This is a genomic window from Vreelandella neptunia, from assembly GCF_022489065.1.
GTDB lineage: Bacteria > Pseudomonadota > Gammaproteobacteria > Pseudomonadales > Halomonadaceae > Vreelandella > Vreelandella neptunia_A.
Window position 1 is genome coordinate 87,539 of record NZ_JAKVTW010000002.1, and the last position, 20,749, is coordinate 108,287.

20 protein-coding genes are annotated in these 20,749 nt (G+C 56.4%); 14 read left to right on the forward strand and 6 right to left on the reverse strand.

The annotated features are described in order from the left end of the window. The first annotated feature begins 20 nt into the window (after positions 1-20). Together MLE19_RS04580 and MLE19_RS04585 are read left to right on the forward strand one after the other, a co-directional pair. Positions 21-1,832: a single-stranded-DNA-specific exonuclease RecJ gene (locus MLE19_RS04580; protein ID WP_240717195.1), complete on the forward strand. Its 1,812-nt coding sequence runs from the start codon at positions 21-23 to the stop codon at positions 1,830-1,832. A gap of 40 nt (positions 1,833-1,872) precedes the next feature. After that, positions 1,873-2,502, forward strand: a complete 630-nt coding sequence (locus MLE19_RS04585) for a YitT family protein (protein ID WP_240716895.1) — start codon at positions 1,873-1,875, stop codon at positions 2,500-2,502. 73 nt (positions 2,503-2,575) lie between these two features. On the opposite strand, the gene MLE19_RS04590 is transcribed toward MLE19_RS04585, so the two are convergent. Both MLE19_RS04590 and MLE19_RS04595 read right to left on the reverse strand, forming a co-directional pair. Then, positions 2,576-5,143, reverse strand: a complete 2,568-nt coding sequence (locus MLE19_RS04590) for a heavy metal translocating P-type ATPase (protein WP_240716896.1) — start codon at positions 5,141-5,143, stop codon at positions 2,576-2,578. Then, complete coding sequence (locus tag MLE19_RS04595) at positions 5,140-5,568, reverse strand: MerR family transcriptional regulator (RefSeq protein ID WP_240716897.1); 429 nt, start codon at positions 5,566-5,568, stop codon at positions 5,140-5,142. Before MLE19_RS04595 ends, MLE19_RS04590 begins: the two co-directional genes overlap by 4 nt. A 264-nt stretch (positions 5,569-5,832) precedes the next feature. Between MLE19_RS04595 and MLE19_RS04600 the strand changes: the two genes are divergently transcribed. From MLE19_RS04600 to MLE19_RS04635, 8 genes are all read left to right on the forward strand, one after another. After that, positions 5,833-7,176, forward strand: a complete 1,344-nt coding sequence (locus MLE19_RS04600) for an OmpP1/FadL family transporter (RefSeq protein WP_240716898.1) — start codon at positions 5,833-5,835, stop codon at positions 7,174-7,176. 165 nt (positions 7,177-7,341) lie between these two features. Further along, positions 7,342-8,440 (forward strand): peptide chain release factor 2 gene (gene prfB / locus MLE19_RS04605; RefSeq protein ID WP_340163100.1). Its coding sequence is split into 2 segments (ribosomal slippage): positions 7,342-7,416 and positions 7,418-8,440, totalling 1,098 coding nucleotides; the frame shifts between segments, so codons are not numbered across the junction. A gap of 32 nt (positions 8,441-8,472) precedes the next feature. Further along, positions 8,473-9,984, forward strand: a complete 1,512-nt coding sequence (gene lysS, locus MLE19_RS04610) for a lysine--tRNA ligase (protein ID WP_240716899.1) — start codon at positions 8,473-8,475, stop codon at positions 9,982-9,984. 84 nt (positions 9,985-10,068) lie between these two features. After that, entirely contained in the window at positions 10,069-10,455 is a 387-nt protein-coding gene (locus MLE19_RS04615) for a hypothetical protein (protein ID WP_240716900.1), read from the forward strand. Positions 10,456-10,583: 128 nt separating this feature from the next. Then, a complete protein-coding gene (locus tag MLE19_RS04620) occupies positions 10,584-11,987 on the forward strand; it encodes an MFS transporter (protein WP_240716901.1) in 1,404 nt (467 codons plus the stop codon). Positions 11,988-12,028: 41 nt separating this feature from the next. Next, positions 12,029-12,337 carry a BolA family protein gene (locus MLE19_RS04625; RefSeq protein WP_240716902.1) on the forward strand — a complete coding sequence of 103 codons (309 nt, stop codon included), beginning with the start codon at positions 12,029-12,031 and terminating at the stop codon, positions 12,335-12,337. After that, complete coding sequence (locus MLE19_RS04630) at positions 12,334-13,215, forward strand: hypothetical protein (RefSeq protein ID WP_240716903.1); 882 nt, start codon at positions 12,334-12,336, stop codon at positions 13,213-13,215. Before MLE19_RS04625 ends, MLE19_RS04630 begins: the two co-directional genes overlap by 4 nt. Further along, complete coding sequence (locus MLE19_RS04635; RefSeq protein ID WP_240716904.1) at positions 13,205-13,735, forward strand: GNAT family N-acetyltransferase; 531 nt, start codon at positions 13,205-13,207, stop codon at positions 13,733-13,735. Before MLE19_RS04630 ends, MLE19_RS04635 begins: the two co-directional genes overlap by 11 nt. A 20-nt stretch (positions 13,736-13,755) precedes the next feature. On the opposite strand, the gene zapB is transcribed toward MLE19_RS04635, so the two are convergent. Further along, positions 13,756-13,953 (reverse strand): cell division protein ZapB, encoded by a 198-nt coding sequence (gene zapB, locus MLE19_RS04640; protein WP_240716905.1) that lies wholly within the window; start codon positions 13,951-13,953, stop codon positions 13,756-13,758. Positions 13,954-14,073: 120 nt separating this feature from the next. After that, the gene (rsmD, locus tag MLE19_RS04645; protein WP_240716906.1) at positions 14,074-14,706 is read right to left on the reverse strand and encodes a 16S rRNA (guanine(966)-N(2))-methyltransferase RsmD; all 633 of its coding nucleotides are present in this window, start codon (positions 14,704-14,706) and stop codon (positions 14,074-14,076) included. A gap of 90 nt (positions 14,707-14,796) precedes the next feature. On the opposite strand from rsmD, the gene ftsY reads away from it, so the two are divergent. From ftsY to rpoH, 4 genes are all read left to right on the forward strand, one after another. After that, positions 14,797-16,188 carry a signal recognition particle-docking protein FtsY gene (gene ftsY, locus MLE19_RS04650; RefSeq protein ID WP_240716907.1) on the forward strand — a complete coding sequence of 464 codons (1,392 nt, stop codon included), beginning with the start codon at positions 14,797-14,799 and terminating at the stop codon, positions 16,186-16,188. Beyond that, entirely contained in the window at positions 16,185-16,853 is a 669-nt protein-coding gene (ftsE, locus tag MLE19_RS04655) for a cell division ATP-binding protein FtsE (RefSeq protein WP_240716908.1), read from the forward strand. The genes ftsY and ftsE overlap by 4 nt, the downstream gene beginning before the upstream one ends. Next, the gene (gene ftsX, locus MLE19_RS04660) at positions 16,850-17,890 is read left to right on the forward strand and encodes a permease-like cell division protein FtsX (protein WP_240716909.1); all 1,041 of its coding nucleotides are present in this window, start codon (positions 16,850-16,852) and stop codon (positions 17,888-17,890) included. Before ftsE ends, ftsX begins: the two co-directional genes overlap by 4 nt. Before the next feature lie 232 nt (positions 17,891-18,122). Then, positions 18,123-18,989 carry an RNA polymerase sigma factor RpoH gene (rpoH, locus tag MLE19_RS04665; RefSeq protein ID WP_240716910.1) on the forward strand — a complete coding sequence of 289 codons (867 nt, stop codon included), beginning with the start codon at positions 18,123-18,125 and terminating at the stop codon, positions 18,987-18,989. Positions 18,990-19,082: 93 nt separating this feature from the next. Here rpoH and slmA read toward each other — a convergent pair whose 3' ends face one another. Continuing rightward, entirely contained in the window at positions 19,083-19,691 is a 609-nt protein-coding gene (slmA, locus tag MLE19_RS04670; protein ID WP_240716911.1) for a nucleoid occlusion factor SlmA, read from the reverse strand. 21 nt (positions 19,692-19,712) lie between these two features. Continuing rightward, positions 19,713-20,612: an acetylglutamate kinase gene (argB, locus tag MLE19_RS04675; RefSeq protein ID WP_240716912.1), complete on the reverse strand. Its 900-nt coding sequence runs from the start codon at positions 20,610-20,612 to the stop codon at positions 19,713-19,715. Positions 20,613-20,749 lie beyond the last annotated feature (137 nt).

Sequence of the window (20,749 nt, forward strand, 5' to 3'; positions counted from 1 at the left end):
TCCCGTTCGTTGAGACCCCGATGACCTCAGTGACCGATTCGCCCCATAACACGCTGTCCTCTAGTACAAGCAGGCCGCGTTTAGAGCCTCGTCCGGTGGATGAGGCGCTCTATGCCCGTGCCCAGGCTGAGGGGTTAAGCGAGCTGCAGGCGCGCCTGTTGGCTTCGCGTTTGCGGGGCTACAGTGGAGAGTTGGCGCCATTAATCTCACCCAGCCTGCGCTATCTGGTTCACCCGGAGAAACTCGCTGATGGACGCCGCGCCGCCGAACGTATCGCCCAGGCCGTTGCCGAGGGCGAAGCGATTGGTATTCTTACCGATTACGACGTGGACGGCATTACCTCCCATGTGGTGATTCGGCGCACCCTGGTGGAACTTTTTGGAGTGCCGGAAGGCAAGCTGCACAGCCTGATTGGTCACCGAATTAACGATGGCTACGGCATCAGCCTACCGCTGGTTGAGCGCACGCTGGCGCAAAAGCCGTTTCCCACTCTGGTGATTACCGCCGACTGTGGGAGTAGTGATGAGCCACGCATAGCGCGTCTCAAAGCAGCCGGTATCGATGTGGTGGTCAGCGACCACCATGCGCTGCCGATAGAAGGGCCGCCTACCTCCGCCTATGCCTGCGTTAATCCCACTCGCTCTGACTGTGATTACCCTGACAAAACCATCGCGGGCTGTATGGTGGCGTGGCTGTTGATGTCACTGGCTCGCGGTGTGCTGATTGAGTGGGGAGCGTTGTCGGAATCGACGCCTAAGCTATCGCCTTGGCTTTCATACGTAGCGCTGGGCACGGTAGCGGATTGTGTCTCTTTGGGGGGCAGCCCTGCCAACCGCGCGGTGGTTAATCACGGTTTAACGCTGATAAATCGTATGGATGCCGCCTGCTGGCGCGCGATGGCTACCCGCTTAGGTGCCGACAGTGTGCCGTTTAACGCCGAGACGTTAGCTTTTCAGATGGGGCCGCGTATTAACGCCCGCTCGCGGCTGGACGACCCCTACGCGGCGCTGCACTTTATGTTGGCCGAGAACGATGGCATCGCCAATCGCCAGCTCGACGTGTTGGATCAGGATAATCAGTCCCGCAAAGCCATTGAGGCCGATATGGCCGCCGAGGCGCGCACTCTGGCGGTAAGTGCGTTAACCGCCGATGAGCCCGCCGTGGTGGTGCTGCTTGAAGACGGACACCCTGGCGTACAGGGTATCGTTGCCTCGCGATTAGTGCAGGCTTACGGGCGCCCGGCGCTAGTGCTAACACAAGCCTCGGCACCGGGCATGCTCACCGGTTCTGGCCGCTCGATTGACGGACTGCACCTGCGAGATGCCCTACAGCGCACCTTTGAGCTTGCTCCCCAGGCGCTGCCACGCTTTGGCGGCCATAGTGGAGCGGCTGGGGTGGGCGTGCCACAGGATCAGCTTGAGGCGTTTAAAGCCGCTTTCCTACAAGCGGTCGGCGAGCAGTTGGGCGGAAGAGCGCTCTACCCGCGACTGTGGACAGACGGTGAGCTTTCGACGGCGCAGCTTTCGCTGACTACCTTGCAGGAGATCGAAACCCTTGGCCCCTACGGGCGTGAATTTGACCCGCCGCTGTTTGAGGGACGTTTTATTGTCGAAGCACTGCGGCCGGTGGGTGCCGATGGCGCGCACCTGATGTTGGAACTCTCCACTGGCCCAGTTACCTGTAAGGCGATTTGGTTTCGTGCCTTAACGCCAGGTGAACTGCCTGGGTTTAATGTGGGCGATACGCTGCACTGTGCCTATAAGCTCAACCGCAACCGCTGGCGTGGCCGAGAAACGTTGCAATTAATGGTCGAGCACGCCAGCCCTGTCTAAACAAAGCACTGAATAACGTCAATAACTCAAAGGACGCCCCATGCGCGTGGAAGATTTACCCAAGGATCAACATCGCCCCTACGAAGATGTCATGGCGATGCTGCTTGGCACGTTCTTTGTCGCGCTGGGGGTGACCTTTTACACCCATGCGGTGCTGCTGACCGGCAGTACGGCAGGCTTGGCGCTGCTGCTCAGCTATATGACCAGCAGTGTGACCGGCTGGGGCTTTGGGGTGTACTTTTTTGCCATTAACCTGCCGTTTTACTACTTGGCAGTTAAGCGCATGGGCTGGAGTTTTACCTTGCGCACCTTCGCCGCTATCGGTTTGGTCTCGCTATTTTCGGAACTGACCCAGGGCTGGGTGCAGTTTGCCAATGTGCCCTCGCTTTATGCCGCCTTGATGGGCGGCGCGCTGATGGGCATCGGTATGCTGATGCTGTTTCGCCACCGCACGAGTCTGGGCGGTATCAATATCCTCGCGCTCTACTTGCAGGATAAACACGGCTTTCGTGCAGGTTACGTTCAACTGGCGATTGATGGCGTTATCCTGCTGATTGCGCTGACCCAACTACCGCTGGATCGCGTAGGCTATTCGGTGCTAGGAGCGCTGACGCTCAACCTGATTATCGCCCTGAACCATAAGCCAGGGCGCTATATTGGAGTGAGCTAAAGGCGTCAGCTAAGCCAGAACCACCACACGATAGCGGCGATAAGCCCAAGCCCCGCCAGGTTGATCAATAGACTCATGCGACGTCCTCCTGGCTGGGTGACTTCCACAGCCGCAAACGGTTGGCGTTACTCACCACGGTGATGGAAGAGAGTGACATGGCAGCACCCGCAATCATCGGTGAGAGCAGCGTGCCGGTTATTGGGTAGAGCACGCCCGCTGCGATGGGAATACACAGCAGGTTGTAGCCAAAGGCGCCCACCAGATTCTGTTTGATATTGCGCAGCGTGGCGCGGCTGATCTCTATCGCAGACGCCACCCCGTGCAGCGAGCCGCGCATTAGCGTGATGCCCGCGCTCTCAATCGCCACATCGGTGCCTTGGCCAATCGCAAAACCCACATTTGCTCGGGCCAACGCCGGGGCATCATTGATGCCATCGCCCACCATCCCAACGATTTCTCCCGCCTGCTGGCGGCGCTCGATCTCGGCGTGCTTGTCCTCGGGTAGCAGGCCTGCGCGGTACTCATCAATACCCACTTCCTGAGCAATGGCCTTGGCAGTGTGCTCGTTATCGCCTGTCAGCATCACAATGGTTAAGCCGTCTTTCTGCAGGCGCTTGATGGCGGCCACGGTGTCGTGGCGAAGCGGGTCACTGATGCCGAATAGAGCGGCTAATTTGCCGTCCACCGCTAGATACACCAGCGTGCGGGCTTGCTCCTCCAGCGCTCGTGCCTGCTCTTCGCCTGCCGCAAGATCTACCCCTGCCTCACCTAACATACGCGCATTGCCCAGTAATAGTGCTTTGCCGTCGAGCGTTTGGGCTTTCACCCCACCACCGGTAACGCTGTCGAAATTATGGATCTCGGCAGGTTCAACGTTGTGTTCATCCGCGTAGGCCATTAGCGCTGTGGCAAGCGGGTGTTCGGAGCCGCGCTCCAGTGAATGCACTAAGCCAAGAGCGGTCGAGTGCTCCACACCAAACATCTGTGCATCGGTAACGCTGGGCTTGCCCTGGGTGAGCGTGCCAGTCTTATCGACGACTAGCGTGGTCAGCTTGCTGGCGGTTTGCAGCGCCTCGCCGTTGCGTACCAGCACCCCGTGCTCTGCCGCTTTACCGACGCCGATCATGGTCGAGATTGGCGTGGCCAGGCCCAGCGCGCAGGGGCAGGCAATGATCAGCACGGTGGTCGCCGTGACTAGCATGTGAATGACTTGAGGTGCAGGGCCGAAGTTGAACCACGTCAGGGCGGTGAGTACCGCAATGATCATCACTGAAGGGACGAACACACTTGAAACCTGGTCGGCGAGCTCGCCAATCGGTGGGCGTGAGTTCTGGGCGCTCGCCACCTGTTCGGTAATTTGGCCCAGTCGGGTATCGGCGCCTACTCGCGTTGCTCGATATACCAGCCCGCCACGGCCATTCACCGTGCCCGCGCTGACGTCATCTCCCTCGCGCTTCGCTACCGGTACAGGCTCGCCGGTGAGCATCGACTCGTCGATATGGCTTTCGCCTTCGGTCACCTGACCATCCACAGGCAGTCGTTCGCCAGGCCGCACTCGGACGTGATCACCCGTTTGCACGGCATCGATCTCAATCTCCTGCTCGTGGCCGTCGCGAATAACCCTCGCTGTTCGGCTCTGTAGGTCAAGCAGGCGCTTTAAGGCATTGCTGGTGCGCCCTCGGGCGCGTAGCTCCATGGCATTGCCGAGCAGAATCAGCCCGATCACCATGGCGGAGGCTTCAAAATAGATGCCTTGAGCGACTTCCGGTAACCACGGTGCGAACAGCACCACCGCCATGGAGTAGAGCCAGGCAGTGCCGGTGCCTATGGCGACTAATGTATCCATATTGGCTTGGCGATGCTTAAACTGCTTCCAGGCGTTGACGAAAAAGTGCCGCCCAGGGAAGGCCATAATGCCCAGGGTTAATAGACCAATCACCAGCCAATAGAGACGCCCTAACCCCATCGGGTGAGGGTGGAAAAACAGCATGCTGAGCATCAGTGGAATCGCTAGTGCCAACGAGATGGCGCTGCCGCGCAGCCGTTTTTGGTATGTCTTGGCATCCTGCTCTGCCCGGGTGCACTCGGCTTCCCGCATATCCACAATCGGCTCGGCACCGTAGCCCGCTGACTCAACGGCGGCGATCAATGCTTGAGTCTCGGCACTGCCAAACACCTGGGCGGAGTGGCTGCCAAAGTTGACGCTGGCAGTGTCTACACCCTCGGTACGCTCAAGCGCTTTTTGAACACTTTTGACACAGCTGGCGCAGGTCATCCCGCTAATCGCCAAGCGCTGCTTTTTGCCCTGGCCATGCCCTTGAGAATGGGGAGGATGACTTGTCGCCTTTTCAGCTTCAGCGGGTAGCGCTTTATCTGGCTGCGTATCAGCAGCGTTTGGGGCTGTTGGCGGAAAGCCCGCCTCGGTCAAGGATTGATCAAGCTCCGCGTCGGTTAACGTCGAAACAACCTCAAGTCGTTTTTCGCTAGGCGTGCCGATCACGTCAGCTTCAGGGTCGCTACTTTGAATTGCCTCGCGCATACGCTTGACGCAACCCTGGCAGTTCATACCGGGTATAGTTCGCGTGGTGGCGCCATGGGCAGTGCTTACGCTTGAGGCGGCTTCGGTAGAGGAGTCGCTCATGGGGCCTCCTGGGTAGATGTTGAGTCTGGGAAGCTTTCAATCAAGCGGCATACGCTATGCCCATCGGGTGTGCCATCAGGCATGTGCTGCCAACTGGTCAAGGCATGCTCCATACGCTCAGCCAGGGCTTCTAGCTCAGCAATACGTGCGCGTATTTGTGGCAAACGGCTAGCGAGTAGGTCGCGCACTAATGGGCACGGTGAGTCGCCTTGGTCGGCGTGAGCCAAGATGTCGCGAATTTCGGCCACGCTAAACCCTAGCTTGCGCGCCCGCTGGATAAAGCGCAGCCGCTCTAAGTCAGTATCGGAAAAGAGCTGATAGCCGTTATCCGGGTGGCGCTGGGGGGCAAGCAGCTGTTCACGAGCATAATGGCGCACGGTCTCAGCGGTGACACCGCCTCGTTTGGCAAGCTCGTTAACTTTCATCGTCTTTTCTCCCGCCTAGCAAAATTGTGTCTATTTCAGTGTAGAACCTATGGGTAACCCATAGGTCAAGGGTGCCTTTGACAATCGGCCGAAATGACTAAAACACTGATTTAAAACGAGCGTGCGACTAATGTATAAGCGAAAAACAAAATAAAACGCTCGTTTGCTCTTGAACCTTTGGCTCAGTTGCGAGAAAACAGTCATGTAAAAATAAAGAGAGTGGATCGTTGGTATCCACGGGATCATCGGGAAGAGAGGCCCACTATGAATAATAAATTTAATAAGCTCACCCTGGCTGCTGCCATCACAGCCGCCTTCGCCAGCCAAGCCCATGCGGGCGGGTACCAAATTAATGAGCAGAGCGTTAGTGGGCAGGGGTATGGCCATGCAGGTCGTAGCTCTAACGTGCATGATGCCACTATCGTATATGGCAACCCGGCGGGTATGTCGTTTTTGGATCGGGCCCAGGTGACTGTGGGTGGAACCTTTCTCAGCGTCAATACCGATATCAGTAACGTCAGCGCTTCTCAATCCAGTCCGGCATTTCTGCAAGCCACGGGTGGCTTGACTGATACGCTGCCTGTTTCAGGAACCAACGATGGCGATATGGTACCAGGCACCCTGGTACCTTTTGCCTTTTACGCGCAGCCGGTTAATGAGCAGTTAGCCTTCGGTTTTGGTGTATATGCGCCTTTCGGCTCAAAAACCGATTATGAAGACGGTTTCCAAGGGCGTAACCAAGGAAACTATACCGAAGTCAAGGTTATGACCGCCCAGCCAACCGTCTCCTACCGCTTTAACGAGCAGTGGGGCGTGGGTGTTGGTGTCACGTATAACCGCGTAGAAGGGGAGCTGCGTCGACAAGTGCCCGTGGCTACTCCGTTAGGACTTTCAGAAGTCGACTCACGCGTTGAAGGTGATGACGAGGCGTGGGGCTATAACCTGGGGGTGATCTATCAGCCAGTACCGGAAACCACGCTCGGCTTGACGTACCGCTCGAAAGTGGATTTCAACCTGGAGGGCAGCTTCTCTGCAAGCTCGCCTGTGCTAGACCAACTGGGCATCGGCACCGTAACGGATACTGCTGCGCTGGATTTGACCACGCCTGAAACGGTTAACTTTTCGCTGACTCAGCAAATGAGCGACAACCTTAAGCTGATGTTTGGTGCTTCCTGGGCGCGCTGGAGCGAATTTGACCAGATTCTGGTCACCGGTACCGAGCGTGGCGAGATCACTAATGAGCAGCAGAATTACTCTAACGCTTGGGCCTTCTCCACTGGCGGCGAATATCAATTGACCCCTCAACTTGCTTTGCGCGCCGGAGTTGCGCTTGACTTTACCCCAACGCAGGATGAAACACGTAGTGTTCGGATTCCGTCTGATGATCGGCGCATCTTCTCAATTGGTGCTGGCTGGAGTCCTACACCTGACCTGACCCTGGATGTGGCGTACTCCTATTTGACCGAGCGTGGCACTCAGGTAGACCAGTCCAAAACGGACAGTTTCACGGTAGCCGGTCAGCGCACGCCGCCCATCACTTCGAACTACTCAGCCGACTACAAAAACGAAGCCCACGGTATTGGTGCCCAGCTCACCTATCGTTTTTAAGGTATGGCGAGAGAGCTACTCTACCCAAACCCGGCGCCCGCCGGGTTTTTTATTGCCTTGTAGCAGGCCATTGGATGCGGGGCGTGCCGGCTTTCGTTACACTATGCGCTTTTCTGATCGATACACCTCTGTACGACCAGATACAGACCAAGCTAGGGCGATCCCATGTTGGAAACCAACCCGATTCACAACCAGATTAAGGACCTGTCTGAGCGGACAGACGTTCTTAGGGGGTATCTTTGACTATGCCGAGAAGAAAGATCGGCTAGAAGAAGTTACCCGCGAACTGGAAGATCCTAATGTCTGGAATGATCCGGACTACGCGCAGAAGTTAGGTAAAGAGCGCGCCTCCCTCGAAGCCATTGTGGCCACCATTGATGACCTTGAACAGGGCCTGGGCGATAGCCGGGACCTGTTAGAGCTGGCGGAAATGGAAGAGGACGAAGGCACCGTCGATGAAGTGCGCAAAGAGCTGGACAGCATGCAGGCGGCGCTTGAGAAGCTTGAGTTTCGGCGCATGTTTTCCGGTGATATGGACCCCAATAATGCCTACCTGGATATTCAGTCCGGCTCTGGGGGCACTGAGGCGCAGGACTGGGCCAATATACTGCTGCGTATGTACCTACGCTGGGCGGAGAGCCATGGCTTCAAAGCCGATATCACTGAAATCTCCGCGGGCGAAGTGGCGGGCATTAAGTCGGCCACCGTACATATCCAGGGCGACTACGCCTTCGGCTGGCTACGTACCGAAACTGGCGTGCATCGCTTAGTACGGAAAAGCCCATTCGACTCAGGCGGCCGCCGACACACGTCTTTTGCATCGGTATTCCTGTCGCCGGAAATTGACGACAGCTTTGAGGTCGAGATTAACCCCTCGGACTTGCGCGTCGATACTTACCGCTCCAGTGGCGCGGGTGGCCAGCACGTTAACACCACCGACTCAGCGGTGCGGATTACCCACGAGCCGACCGGCATTGTGGTGGCCTGCCAGGGTCAACGTAGCCAGCATGCTAACCGCGATTTCGCGATGAAGCAGTTGAAAGCACGGCTATGGGAGCACGAGATGCAAAAGCGTAATGCCGCCAAGCAGGAGGCCGAAGACTCCAAGGCGGATATCGGCTGGGGCAGCCAGATTCGTTCTTACGTGCTTGACGATCAGCGCATCAAAGATTTGCGCACCAGCGTGCAGTCCAGCAACTGCGATAAAGTGCTCGACGGGGACATTGATCAATTTATCGTCGCCAGCTTGAAGCAAGGTTTGTAATTTTTAGCGATTGAACACGAATAGGGTGCCCCATGGCTAACCAAGACGCGTCTCCTGCAGAGAACGAGAACCACCTGATCGCTGAGCGACGAGCTAAGCTTACCGCTCGCCGCGAACGTGCCGCTGAGCAGGGAAAGAGTGCATTCCCCAATGATTTTCGCCGCGACAGCTTAACCGTTGAGCTGCAGAACGCCTTCGGTGAAAAAGACAAGGCCGAGTTGGAAGCGCTGGATCACCACGCCTCCGTAGCTGGACGTGTTATGCGTCAGCGTGGGCCCTTTATCGTTATTCAGGATGTGGCCGGACAAATCCAGCTCTACGTGGACAAGAAAGGCCTGCCCGCTGACGTACTTGAAGACGTTAAAAGTTGGGATATCGGTGATATCGTCGCCGCCCACGGGCCGGTGCATAAATCCGGCAAAGGCGACCTGTACGTAATGATGAAGGAGGCGCAACTGCTCACCAAGAGCCTGCGCCCGCTGCCGGATAAATTTCACGGGCTGACCGATATGGAAGCCCGCTATCGCCAGCGCTATGTGGATCTGATCATGAATCCACAGTCGCGCAAGGTGTTTGAAACCCGTGCCGCGGTGATTAGCTCCATGCGCCGCTTCTTTGAAGCCCGTGGCTTTATGGAAGTGGAAACGCCGATGCTCCAGCCGATTCCCGGCGGCGCCGCGGCGCGTCCCTTCATCACCCACCACAATGCGCTGGATATCGATATGTACCTGCGCATTGCGCCGGAGCTTTACCTCAAGCGCTTGGTGGTGGGCGGCTTTGAAAAAGTGTTTGAGATTAACCGCAACTTCCGTAATGAAGGGTTATCCACGCGCCATAACCCAGAATTCACCATGGTGGAGTTCTACTGGGCCTACGCGGATTACCGCGACCTGCTGGATATGACCGAAGCAATGCTGCGTACGGCCGCTGAAGAAGTACTTGGCAGCGCGGTGATTGAGTACCAGGGTGCCAGCTATGATTTCGGTCAGCCATTCGTTCGCTTAACCTTGCGCCAGGCGATTCTTGATCATGGCGACGGCATTTCCGACAGCGATTTGGATTCGTTGGAAGCGGCGCGGGCCACCGCTGAAAAACTGGGTATCAAAGTCAAAGAGAGTTGGGGATTGGGCAAGGTACAAACCGAGATATTTGAAGAGGTGGCCGAGCACAAGCTCGACCAGCCGACCTTTATCACCGAGTACCCTGCAGAGGTCAGCCCCCTGGCACGGCGTAATGACGCTAACCCGTTCGTTACGGATCGGTTTGAGTTCTTTGTGGGTGGTCGTGAAATCGCTAATGGTTTCTCGGAGCTCAACGACGCTGAAGACCAGGCAGAGCGCTTCCGCGCCCAGTCAGCAGAGAAAGATGCGGGTGATTTGGAAGCGATGTATTACGACGCTGATTATATCCGTGCGCTGGAGTATGGCATGCCGCCTACCGCTGGTGAAGGTATCGGCATCGATCGGCTTGTAATGCTGTTCACGGATAGCCCATCCATTCGAGATGTGCTGCTGTTCCCGGCAATGCGCCCTGAAGTGGACTAAACCCTTACGATAGCGGATGAAAAGTTGGTAAGGGCGCGTTATAGCGCCCATAATGATCAACGTTTCGACGGCGAGGAGAATCCCATGAAACTGCTTAACCGCTCCGCACTGAGCGTCAGGCCGACCCAGCCCTTTGTGGACTGGATCAATGCGCTCGAACCCACCATGGGAGACGACGACCTGACCCTGGACGACGTCGAGCGTGAAAGTACCATTTATCTGATTCCTGAAATGGATACCCCAGAAGCACTGGAAACTTTTGTACGTGAACGCTGTGTGGAAATTCTCGAAACTGAGCTGCGCGCTTGGGAAGAGGATGAACGGCAGTGGCCGGGCAAACTTGACTGGGCTCTGTTTCAAGAGTTTGTGCGCGTTGAACACAGCTACCTCGCCATTGACTTAGACGACGAAACGCCGCTGGAAATCTCAGAAGTGGATGACGCGCTGCTGCTCGACAGTGAGCAAGACTAGCTATTAGCGTGCTAATATAAGGCTCTGCCTGGAGCTTGCTAGCTGACTTTTCAAGTAGCGCAAGTGTATAGATAAACCGGCTTAGGCCGGTTTTCTGCTTTTAGCTGTTTCGCTTAGGAACGCCACCCATGCGACTGTTTGAAACCCGTCCGGGAGACGATGGTTTACCCGGCCCTGAACGCGCCCTTGCTGTGTTGGCGCTGGTGACCGGTACCTTGATGGCGGTGGTTGACACCACCATGATCAATCTAGCGCTCCCCACCATTGCTGCCGATTTGAATGTCTCGGCATCCCGAGCGGTATGGATCACCAACCTTTTTCAGGTCGTTTGCGCGGCTTTTTTGCTCGTGTTTGCGGGTATTAGTGAGTTGATCACGCGTCGCAGACTCTACCTATTCGGGCTCGCGACGTTTGTCGCCGCCGCGCTAGGTGCCGCGCTATCGCGCAACCTGGAAACGCTGCTGGTATTTCGTGCTTTCCAAGGGCTAGGCGCTGCAGCCACGCTATCTATCGGCCCATCGCTCTATCGCGCCATTTTCCCCTCGCGCCTATTGGGCAGCGCCCTTGGCTTAAGCGCGTTGGTGGTGGCTGGAGGCTACGCAGCGGGGCCTACTTTGAGTGGCGTCATTTTGTCCTTTGCCGATTGGCCCTGGCTGTTTGCCTTAAACGTGCCGCTGGGTCTCTGCTCGCTGTGGTTGGCCAAGCGGGCGCTGCCTCGGGAAGAGCCGCGTAAAGGCAGTTTTGACGTAGCAGGCGCGCTGCTCTCGATTGTTATGCTGGCCAGTTTCTTCATTGCCATGGATGCTGTCAGCCACGCCGCGCCGATATGGCAAAGCGGCGGCTGGGCTCTGTTGGCGGTATTGGCCTGTGTTGGGTTTATTGCTCGTCAGCGACGTGCGCCATACCCACTCCTACCACTGAGCGTGTTTGCCGAGCTGCGCTTTACGCTGGCGGTGTCTGCCTCCGGGCTTGCCTTTATAGGTCAGGGCCTTACTTTTGTGGCACTGTCGTTTTTCTATCAGGAGCAGATGGGGTTTTCGCCGCTGGAAACGGCTTGGCTATTCACTCCCTGGCCGCTCGCCATTATGCTGGTAGGGCCTGTGGCGGGGCGCTTAGCCGACCGGGTTAACCCCAGTATTCTCTCGAGTAGCGGGCTTGGTCTGTTGATCCTTGGCTTGATTGCGCTAGCGCTCGTGGATGAGTCTACCGGTGTGGCGGGCAGTTTGTGGCGTACCGCATTATGCGGTATTGGCTTTGGCCTATTCCAGCCACCCAACAATCGCGAAATGATGGGTAGTCTACCGCCGGAGCGCAGTTCCAACGTTTCTGGGGTCATGAGTACAACGCGCACAGTGGGGCAGTCGTTTGGGGTGGCCCTGGTCGGTGCTGCGCTGGCGCTGGGTTGGCCTGTTCAAGTAACGCTTTGGCTCGGGGCGACCACCACGCTGCTGGCACTGTTGGCAAGTGTTGCACGTATGCCGCTGGCAAGACGCGCTTTACTCGCTCGCCGGGCATCGTCTGCTGGACAGTAAGCGCGTACAATAAAATGGTTTGTGATCTCAAGGAGAACCCCATGACGCTGCAGACACAGATTGAGCAGAAGTTAGCGGCACTCGCGCCCGATGTGCTGCAGGTTGAAAACGAAAGCCACATGCATAACGTGCCCGCCAACTCGGAAACTCACTTCAAAGTGACCCTGGTCAGCGACACTTTTGACGGCCTGATGCCGGTGAAGCGCCATCAAAAGATTTATGCGTTGTTGGCCGATGAGCTCTCGGGCCCAGTGCATGCCTTGGCAATGCATCTTTACACCCCTGATGAATGGCAGGCGCGCGGCGGTGAACGCCCCAACTCACCCAACTGCCGTGGCGGCGGAAAGTGACACAAGAAGTTATTCGGCGTCACTACCTGGAGGCCATGGGCATTACCGCTTGGGCCTCACGCTACCAATTGCCCAATGCCCTGCCCACAGAAGTCTGCGAGTGGGAGGAGTCGATGCCTGCTCCAACGCCGCCCCGGGAGCGGCTGCAGGCACTGTTGGATGACGCTCCCGCGCCAAGGCGCGCTATGCCCAACCCCCAGGCGCCCAAATCTCAAGCGCCCGAACCCAGTGGGTCAGGTGATGGCATTGCTTCACCTTCGGCGGTGCGGGCACTTCTGGGGCAAGAGGATAAACCGGCGATTGCTCCTGCTGATACGTCGGCCTCCACGGTAGAAGCGTTGCCTACCAAGTCGGCTAAACCGCTTCAGTTCGCTCTTTCCTGTCTATGCCTTAACGGCCGCTGGCTGGTGGTGCAAGCCGGTGAAATAAGTGCACAGGAGCGTCAGCTACTGGCCAATTTGCTTCAGGCAGCGGGTATTCAGCAGGACGCGCTACCTGAAGTAACGCACTTTACTTGGCCGCAAATGACCAATGCTTTTGCGGTTGAGGATCCGTTAGATGAAGCTCGTGAAGGCGTGGCGGCCTTTATTGCAGGTAGGGTTAGTCGGCAGGGGTGGCGGTTAGAGCGGCTACTTTGGTGGGGCGAACTGGGCACTGAACAAGCGCCGCTGGATCGTATAATGAACGTGACCGAAGGCCACTGTCATACGCTTTCACTGCCCGTGTGGCAGGGCCCAGCGCTTGCGTCACTGCTCGACGGTACCAGTAACAAGCGTGACCTATGGCCCGCGCTGCAAGCGCTTAGCCAGCAGTGGGCGGCCAATAGTTCGACAGGCGATCAGCCAGACGGCGCCAGGCAGTCAGCTGATGATCACTGAACTGACCGTTGAGCACTTAGCGTTGCTGACAGCGCTAGAGCGTCAGGCGCAAAGCGGTACCACCGATTCACAAATGCTTGAAGCGCTGGGCAGTCGAGACAGCTGTGTATTGGGCCGATGGCAGCGTGAGCAGTTGCAAGGGTATGCCATTGTGGCGCGATTGCCGTTTGAAGCGGAACTGCATGCCATAGGGGTTTTACCAGAGTGGCGCCGTAGTGGCGTGGGGTTTGCGCTGATGGAGGCGGTACTCGCAACAGCTCAAGGCTGGTCAAGTGAACGCCTACTGCTTGAAGTGCGGGTGGGAAACCTTAGCGCTATTCAGCTCTATCAGCGCTGTGGGCTTAGCGAAGATGGACGCCGCAAAGGCTACTATCCGGCTCAAGACCCTTCTTTCGCTCAGGGCTGTTCATCAGCTCAAGGTTCTTCATTTGCTCAGGGCTCTTCATTTGCTCAGGGCTGCCCAGCGGCGCAGGGCGCCACTGGGCGAGAAGATGCGCTGCTGATGTCCCTGGTGCTTTAGGCGGCAGCGTATATGGCGGGTTAGTTCGGGGTGTTAGATGTTTCCAGACTCTCAAATTTACTTAGCAGGCCATTGAGGCGACGCTCCCACTCTTCACGCTCCTCTTTAAGCTTGGCGTTTTCACCGCGCAGCTCTTCATTTTCCAGTTTCATCATTTCCAGTGCATCAACGGTATCGGTGACTTTCTGTTCAAGCTGGTTAAATAGTTCCAGACTCATGTGTAGCTCCATAGCATAAAATGTTAAGCGAAAATAAGCTCAAAAAAACAAGCGCAAAGCTTGCCAGTAGGGACGAATGAGGCGAGCGTAACGCCACCGCCGCGTGGCGGCAAGCGCTGTTTACAACGGCTGGCGTTGATAGAGCCGAGCGCTGGTTTCCCCAGCCTGAGTTTCACGCTGTAACTGCCAGTTAGAGGGAACGCTCGGCACCAAAGATGTTTCGGTTTCGAGGTAGATCATTGCCCCTTCGCTAAGCCAGCCGCCGCTCTCCAGCGCTGAGCAGCAAGGCGCGGCCAACTGCTGATGAAAGGGGGGATCGAGAAATACCAGCGTATAGGGCTTTGTAGGACGTGCCAGATAAGCCTGGACATCATTAACATGCAGCGCACTTGAGGTAATATTAAGTGACGCGAGGTTGGTTGTAAGCTGCGCGGCCACCTTTGGGTCGCGCTCAACAAAATCGACCCACGCCGCGCCACGGGACACAGCTTCAATGCCGAGCGCGCCAGTGCCTGCGAATAGGTCTAGCACCCGTTGGCCGTAAAGCTGTTGTCCCAGCCAGTTGAATAACGTTTCGCGCACCCGGTCTGGCGTCGGGCGCAGGCCCGGGCTGTCTAGCACAGGCAACTGGCGGCGGCGAAACTCACCACCAATAATGCGCAATTTACCCGCTGGCTTACCCAGTGCTTTGCCAGTCCGCTTTGCAGGTGCGCGGCGGGAGACGGATGATCGAGGGGGGCGTTGTCGTGTCATGAGGCGGATTGTAGCGGGCTGCTTATCCAAAGTCTCTGCCGCCGGTGGTAGGATGGGCCTAATGTTCACTTTTTATGTCGGATAACACTCATGTTTGGTTTTTTTAAGCGTAAGAACAAGCACGACCCAGAGCAGGCGCCGCAAAAAGAAGAGCCTCAGCTTGAAAAGGAGGCGCAGGATGATGCCAGGGTTGGCGAGCCGAACCCTGAGGCGCGTCAAATGCCAACTGAGCGCCCACCGTCTGACACTCTAGAGACAGACAAAGTAGAGACTGAAAAGCCCGAAAATGCCCCATCAGAAATTGAAAACCTAGCGGATTCGCCGCACACGCCTGATGCTTTATTAGAGCCGTCGCCAGAACCCGTTCCAGAACCAGCCACCGAACCTGAGCCCGCGCCTGAGTCAGAACCGATTCCCGAATCTGAGCCCGTTATTGAGCTTGAGCCGATAACTGAACCCGAGCCTGTTCGTGAAACGGCGCAGCGACCCGCATTGCAAGACAAGCCTGTCGCCAAAAAAAGTGAACAGCCGGGCGAGCAGAAGGGCTGGTTTGCGCGTATTAAATCGGGCCTGGGCAAAACCCGCGCAAACCTCACCGACGGCATCGCCGATCTGTTTTTAGGTAAAAAACAGATCGATGATGAGCTGCTGGAAGATCTTGAAACGCAGCTGTTACTGGCGGATGTGGGGATTGAGGCGACCAGCGAGATTATTGAGCGGTTAGAAGCGCGTGTTTCGCGTAAAGAGCTAAACAACCCTGAGGCGCTCTACCGAGGCCTTCAGGAAGAGTTGACCGCGATGCTGGCGCCGGTCGCCAAGCCGCTGGTGCTCGAAAAACAGGGCAGCGGTCCGTTTGTGATTTTAGTAGTGGGCGTTAATGGTGTGGGTAAGACTACCACCATTGGTAAGCTCACCCAACGCTTTCAGCGGGAAGGTAAAAGCGTCATGTTGGCGGCCGGTGACACCTTCCGTGCCGCTGCAGTAGAGCAGCTTAAAGTGTGGGGCGAACGCAACCGTGTACCGGTGATTGCACAGCACACAGGCGCAGACAGCGCTTCGGTTATTTACGACGCGGTGGCGGCTGCCAAAGCCCGTGGCGTTGATGTTTTAATTGCTGATACTGCTGGGAGGCTGCATAACAAAAGCCACCTGATGGAAGAGTTGAAAAAAGTCCACCGAGTGATGCAGAAGCTTGACGATACAGCGCCCCATGAAGTGATGCTGGTGCTGGATGCGGGCACCGGGCAAAACGCTATTTCCCAAGCCAGCACGTTTAACGATGCCGTGCCGGTTAGCGGGATTACGCTAACTAAGTTGGATGGCACCGCCAAAGGCGGCATTATTTTCGCGTTGGCCAAACAGCTGGAAACGCCGATTCGCTTTATTGGCGTGGGGGAGGGAATCGACGACCTGCGCCCCTTCGAGGCCAGTGATTTTGTCCACGCGCTGTTTGACCGCCAAGGGGACGATGCCAGCGCATGATCGCCTTTGAGCATGTGGGAAAACGCTACGGCGGCCGTTTTGAAGCGCTGGCGCATCTTAACTTTCGTGTTGCCCGAGGTGAGATGGTGTTCCTTACCGGCCACTCCGGGGCGGGGAAGAGTTCACTGCTACGTTTAATTATGCGTCTTGAAAAGCCCAGCCGGGGAAGAGTCGTGGTGGCAGGGCATGATATTGCCCAGCTGCACGCTAGTCAGGTGCCGTTTTATCGTCGCCAAATTGGCGTGGTCTTCCAGGATCACCAACTGCTCTTTGATCGCAGCATTTTTCACAATGTCTCTCTGCCTCTGGAGATTCAAGGGGTCGAGCCCCGTGAAGCCGCCCGGCGAGTGCGCGCCGCTTTAGATAAAGTTGGGCTGTTACATCGTGAAAAGGCGTTGCCTATAGAGCTTTCCGGCGGTGAGCAGCAGCGGGTAGGCATCGCCCGGGCGGTGGTCAATAAGCCCTCACTGCTGCTTGCAGACGAGCCGACAGGTAACCTGGATCCGCAGCTCTCGGCGGATATTATGGCGCTGTTTGAAGATTTTAATCGGATTGGTACGACAGTCATGATCGCCAGTCACGACTTGGCGCTAATCGCCCGGTTGCGCCACCGTATTTTACGATTAAGCGATGGCCGTCTAGTGGCTGATGAGGGCGCGGTATGAGGCCATCTGCCACCCCCAAGCGCCCAAAGGGCGCAGCCCTTAAAGCGCCCCGCAGTACCGCCAAGCCCTCTGCTGACCGAGCCCCGCAGCGGGGCGCTAGGTCGCAGCAAACGCGCTTTTCCAGCCGCCTACGCGCCTGGGGCCGCCACCACCGCAGCATGGCGTGGGATAGCTTTTATCGCCTGGTACGCTATCCCTTAGGGAACCTGCTGACCATGTTAGCCATCGCTATTGCACTGGTGTTGCCTGCCGCGCTGTGGTTAACCCTGGACAGTGCGCGCTTGCTGGATGCGGAGCTGGATGAGAGTGCCACCCTCACGGTCTACTTAGCGCTAAGCGCTGATGATGCCCAGGCTCAGCGTATTGAAGAGGCGGTTAACGCTGAGCCGAGCGTACTTGGCACGCAGTTGATCAGCGCCGAGCAGGGCATGGCGGAGTTTCAACAGTCGCTGGGGCTTGATGATGCGCTAGCGGGTCTGGAAAGCAATCCGCTCCCCATCAGTATTGTAGTGCGCCCAGAAAGCATTGAGCCTGCCGCCATGCAGCAGTTAGCCAGCACACTCGAAGCCCTTTCTGGTGTCGATGAAGTTCGCGTTGATTTGGCTTGGGTCGAACGATTAAGAAACTTGGCTGAACTAGGTAGGCGCGTTGCGCTGGCGTTAGGAGCGCTGTTTGGTCTGGGGGTTTTACTGGTGGTGGGTAATACCATTCGCCTGTCGGTGGAGAGCCGCCGTCGGGAAATGGAAGTGGTAATGCTGATTGGTGCCACCCACGCATTTGTTAGGCGGCCTTTTCTTTATAGCGGCGCATGGTACGGTGTCGGCGGTGGTTTGCTAGCGCTTGGCCTGCTAGGTGTGGGTAACCATTGGCTTTCGCTACCGGTGGCGGCGCTGGCGGCGAGCTACGGCGCCAGCTTCTCATTGCCCCAGCTCGATGTGACAGGCTCTACAATTCTGCTATCTTGCAGTACACTATTAGGCTGGTTGGGCGCTTGGTTGGCGGTGACACGTCACCTCTCAAGTATTCGCCCAAAATGATGTGGTAAAAAGGTCAGCCGTTTATGCTTGAGTTCATTTATGAACGCGGTCGCTGCCAAATCACTACCGATACGGCGGGCCAAGGCAAAGCTGGGTGAACCTTCTTCTCGCGATACTGTCTCTAAGACACAATCTTTATAGATAACGTCTTTGTAATAGAGTCATGGTAAATAGGTGTTATTGATAACGTGCTACGTCAACCACGATGGGTTACAGGGGAGACCACCTGCACATGAGCACTAGTCTTATACCGGTGGGTCAGCTATCACCCGGCGGCGATCTGGGCGGCTATATCCGCGCAGTCAATGGAATTTCGGTTTTAAGTGCCGATGAAGAGCGTGAACTCGCCTATCGTCTTTATGATGACGGTGACCTAGAAGCTGCTCGGCGTTTAGTTATGTCACATTTGCGCTTTGTGGTTCACATTGCGCGCAGCTATTCCGGCTATGGTTTACCCCAAGCCGACCTGATTCAAGAAGGTAATGTGGGGCTAATGAAGGCCGTTAAACGCTTTGATCCTAATCAAGGCGTCCGTTTGGTCTCTTTTGCCGTACATTGGATTAAAGCGGAAATTCACGAGTTTGTGCTGCGCAACTGGCGAATCGTTAAAATTGCCACGACCAAGGCGCAGCGGAAATTGTTTTTCAATCTGCGTAGCGCGAAAAAGCGCCTAGCCTGGTTGAACAACGACGAAGTGGCTGCCATCGCTAAAGATCTTGATGTTAAGCCTGAGATCGTGCGCGATATGGAAGGCCGCTTGTCGTCATACGATGCAGGCTATGACGCCCCGGCAGGCGATGATGAAGAGAGCACCTATCAAGCACCGGTGCACTTTTTAGACGATGCTGCTTCCGATCCAGCTACGCAGTTGGAAGATAGCAACTTCGAGGAAGACTCAACGCGTCGTTTGCAGCTTGCTCTCGAAGGGTTGGATGAGCGCTCGCGGGATATTTTACAGCGCCGCTGGTTGGCAGATAGCAAAGAGACGCTGCATGATCTGGCTGATGTTTACGGCGTCAGCGCTGAGCGTATCCGCCAGCTTGAAAAGAATGCGATGAAAAAGCTACGTCAGAAAATGGGCGAAGAGATGGTTGCTTAAGACCCCATTGAATGCCTGACTTTTTGGCTTTGCAGCATAAAAAAACCGGCCCCTTTAAAGAGGGCCGGTTTTTTGTGTCATCCGTGTTTTAGCCTAAGCGGGCTGCACCGCAGCACGCAGTAATTGGGCTGAAAGCAGTGACCACTGATCTTCCCAGTGCTCGGTCGGCAGGCGCTTAAAGTCGCTACGCACATACTGAGAAATTCGCCCCTCTGCCTGGGCCGCGAGCAAATTGGCGGCAGCAGAGGCGGGAATTGTGGGCCGCAAGCCTTCGCGAAGCTCGGCTTCACGAAGAATTTGCTTGAGTTGCATCTCCAGGCGTTCAAATAACTGATTGACCCGCTGGCGCAGCCGCGCGGTTTCGCCGGTGAGTACGTCACCGCCCATTACTCGTGCCAGGCCAGGATTTTTTTCGGCAAAACCCAGTAGTAGCGACAAGATGGTGCCGCAACGGGTAGTGGCGTCAGGTACGTCGTCTAAAATACGCGTAATGCGCTCAAAGATGCTCTCTTCAATAAAGTCGATCAGCCCTTCGAACATGCGCGCCTTGCTGGGGAAATGGCGGTACAGCGCCGCTTCCGACACGCCAACCTGACGAGCGAGGGCGGCAGTAGTAATCCGCTTGCCGCTGTCTTCCTCAAGCATTAGCGCCAGGGCTTGCAGGATTTGCTCGCGGCGGCGAGGTTTACGATCTTCGCTCATAACGTTAGCCCTCCGTCGCGGTTAATTCGCGTCCTTGATTTGAGTACCTACACCAGCATTGGTGAAAATTTCCAGCAATACCGCGTGTGGGACACGTCCATCAATGATGTGCGAACTGTTCACGCCACCTTTCACTGCGTCTAATGCACAGCGAATCTTAGGCAGCATGCCGCCATAAATCGTGCCGTCGGCAATCAGTTCGTCCACCTGGGAGGTGCTTAAGCCAGTGAGTACCTCGCCGTTGGCATTCATTAAGCCAGCGACATTGGTTAGCAGCATCAGCTTTTCAGCGTTCAGCGCTTCGGCAATCTTGCCCGCTACCAGGTCAGCATTGATGTTGTAGCTGTGGCCTGCGGCGTCGACGCCAATGGGAGCAATCACGGGAATAAAGTCGCGAGCAGCAAGCATTTCAATCAGTTCGGTTGAAATCGACTCTACTTCGCCGACATGACCAATATCGATAATTTCCGGAGCGGTCATCTCGGGGCTTTGGTGCTCCACCTTGAGCTGGCGGGCACGAATTTGTGAACCATCCTTGCCGGTCAAGCCAATTGCTTTGCCACCGCTTTGATTGATCAGATTGACGATGCTTTTGTTGACTAGGCCACCCAAGACCATCTCGACGACGTCCATGGTTTGCGAGTCAGTGACCCGCATACCGTTGACGAAGCGCGACTCGATATTGAGCTTTTTGAGCAAGTCACCGATCTGCGGTCCGCCACCATGCACCACTACTGGGTTGATGCCGACTTCCTTCATTAACACGATATCGCGGGCAAAGGAGTCAATCAGGGTGCTTTCGGTCATCGCATTGCCGCCGTACTTGACCACCACGGTCTTGCCTGAAAACTGCTGAATATAGGGGAGGGCTTCGGAAAGCACCTCCACAACGACCTGGGGGTCGCGACTGGCTGAACTCATGAGGTTGTCCCTTGCGAACGTTTATTATGCTGCTAACGTTTATGCTGATTGAGTGGTGAGGGTCGCGCTTTCTATGCGCGCGCGATCCCTCGGCGCCTAACTGTTTCAAGAGCTATTTGAAGAGCTATTTCAAGAGC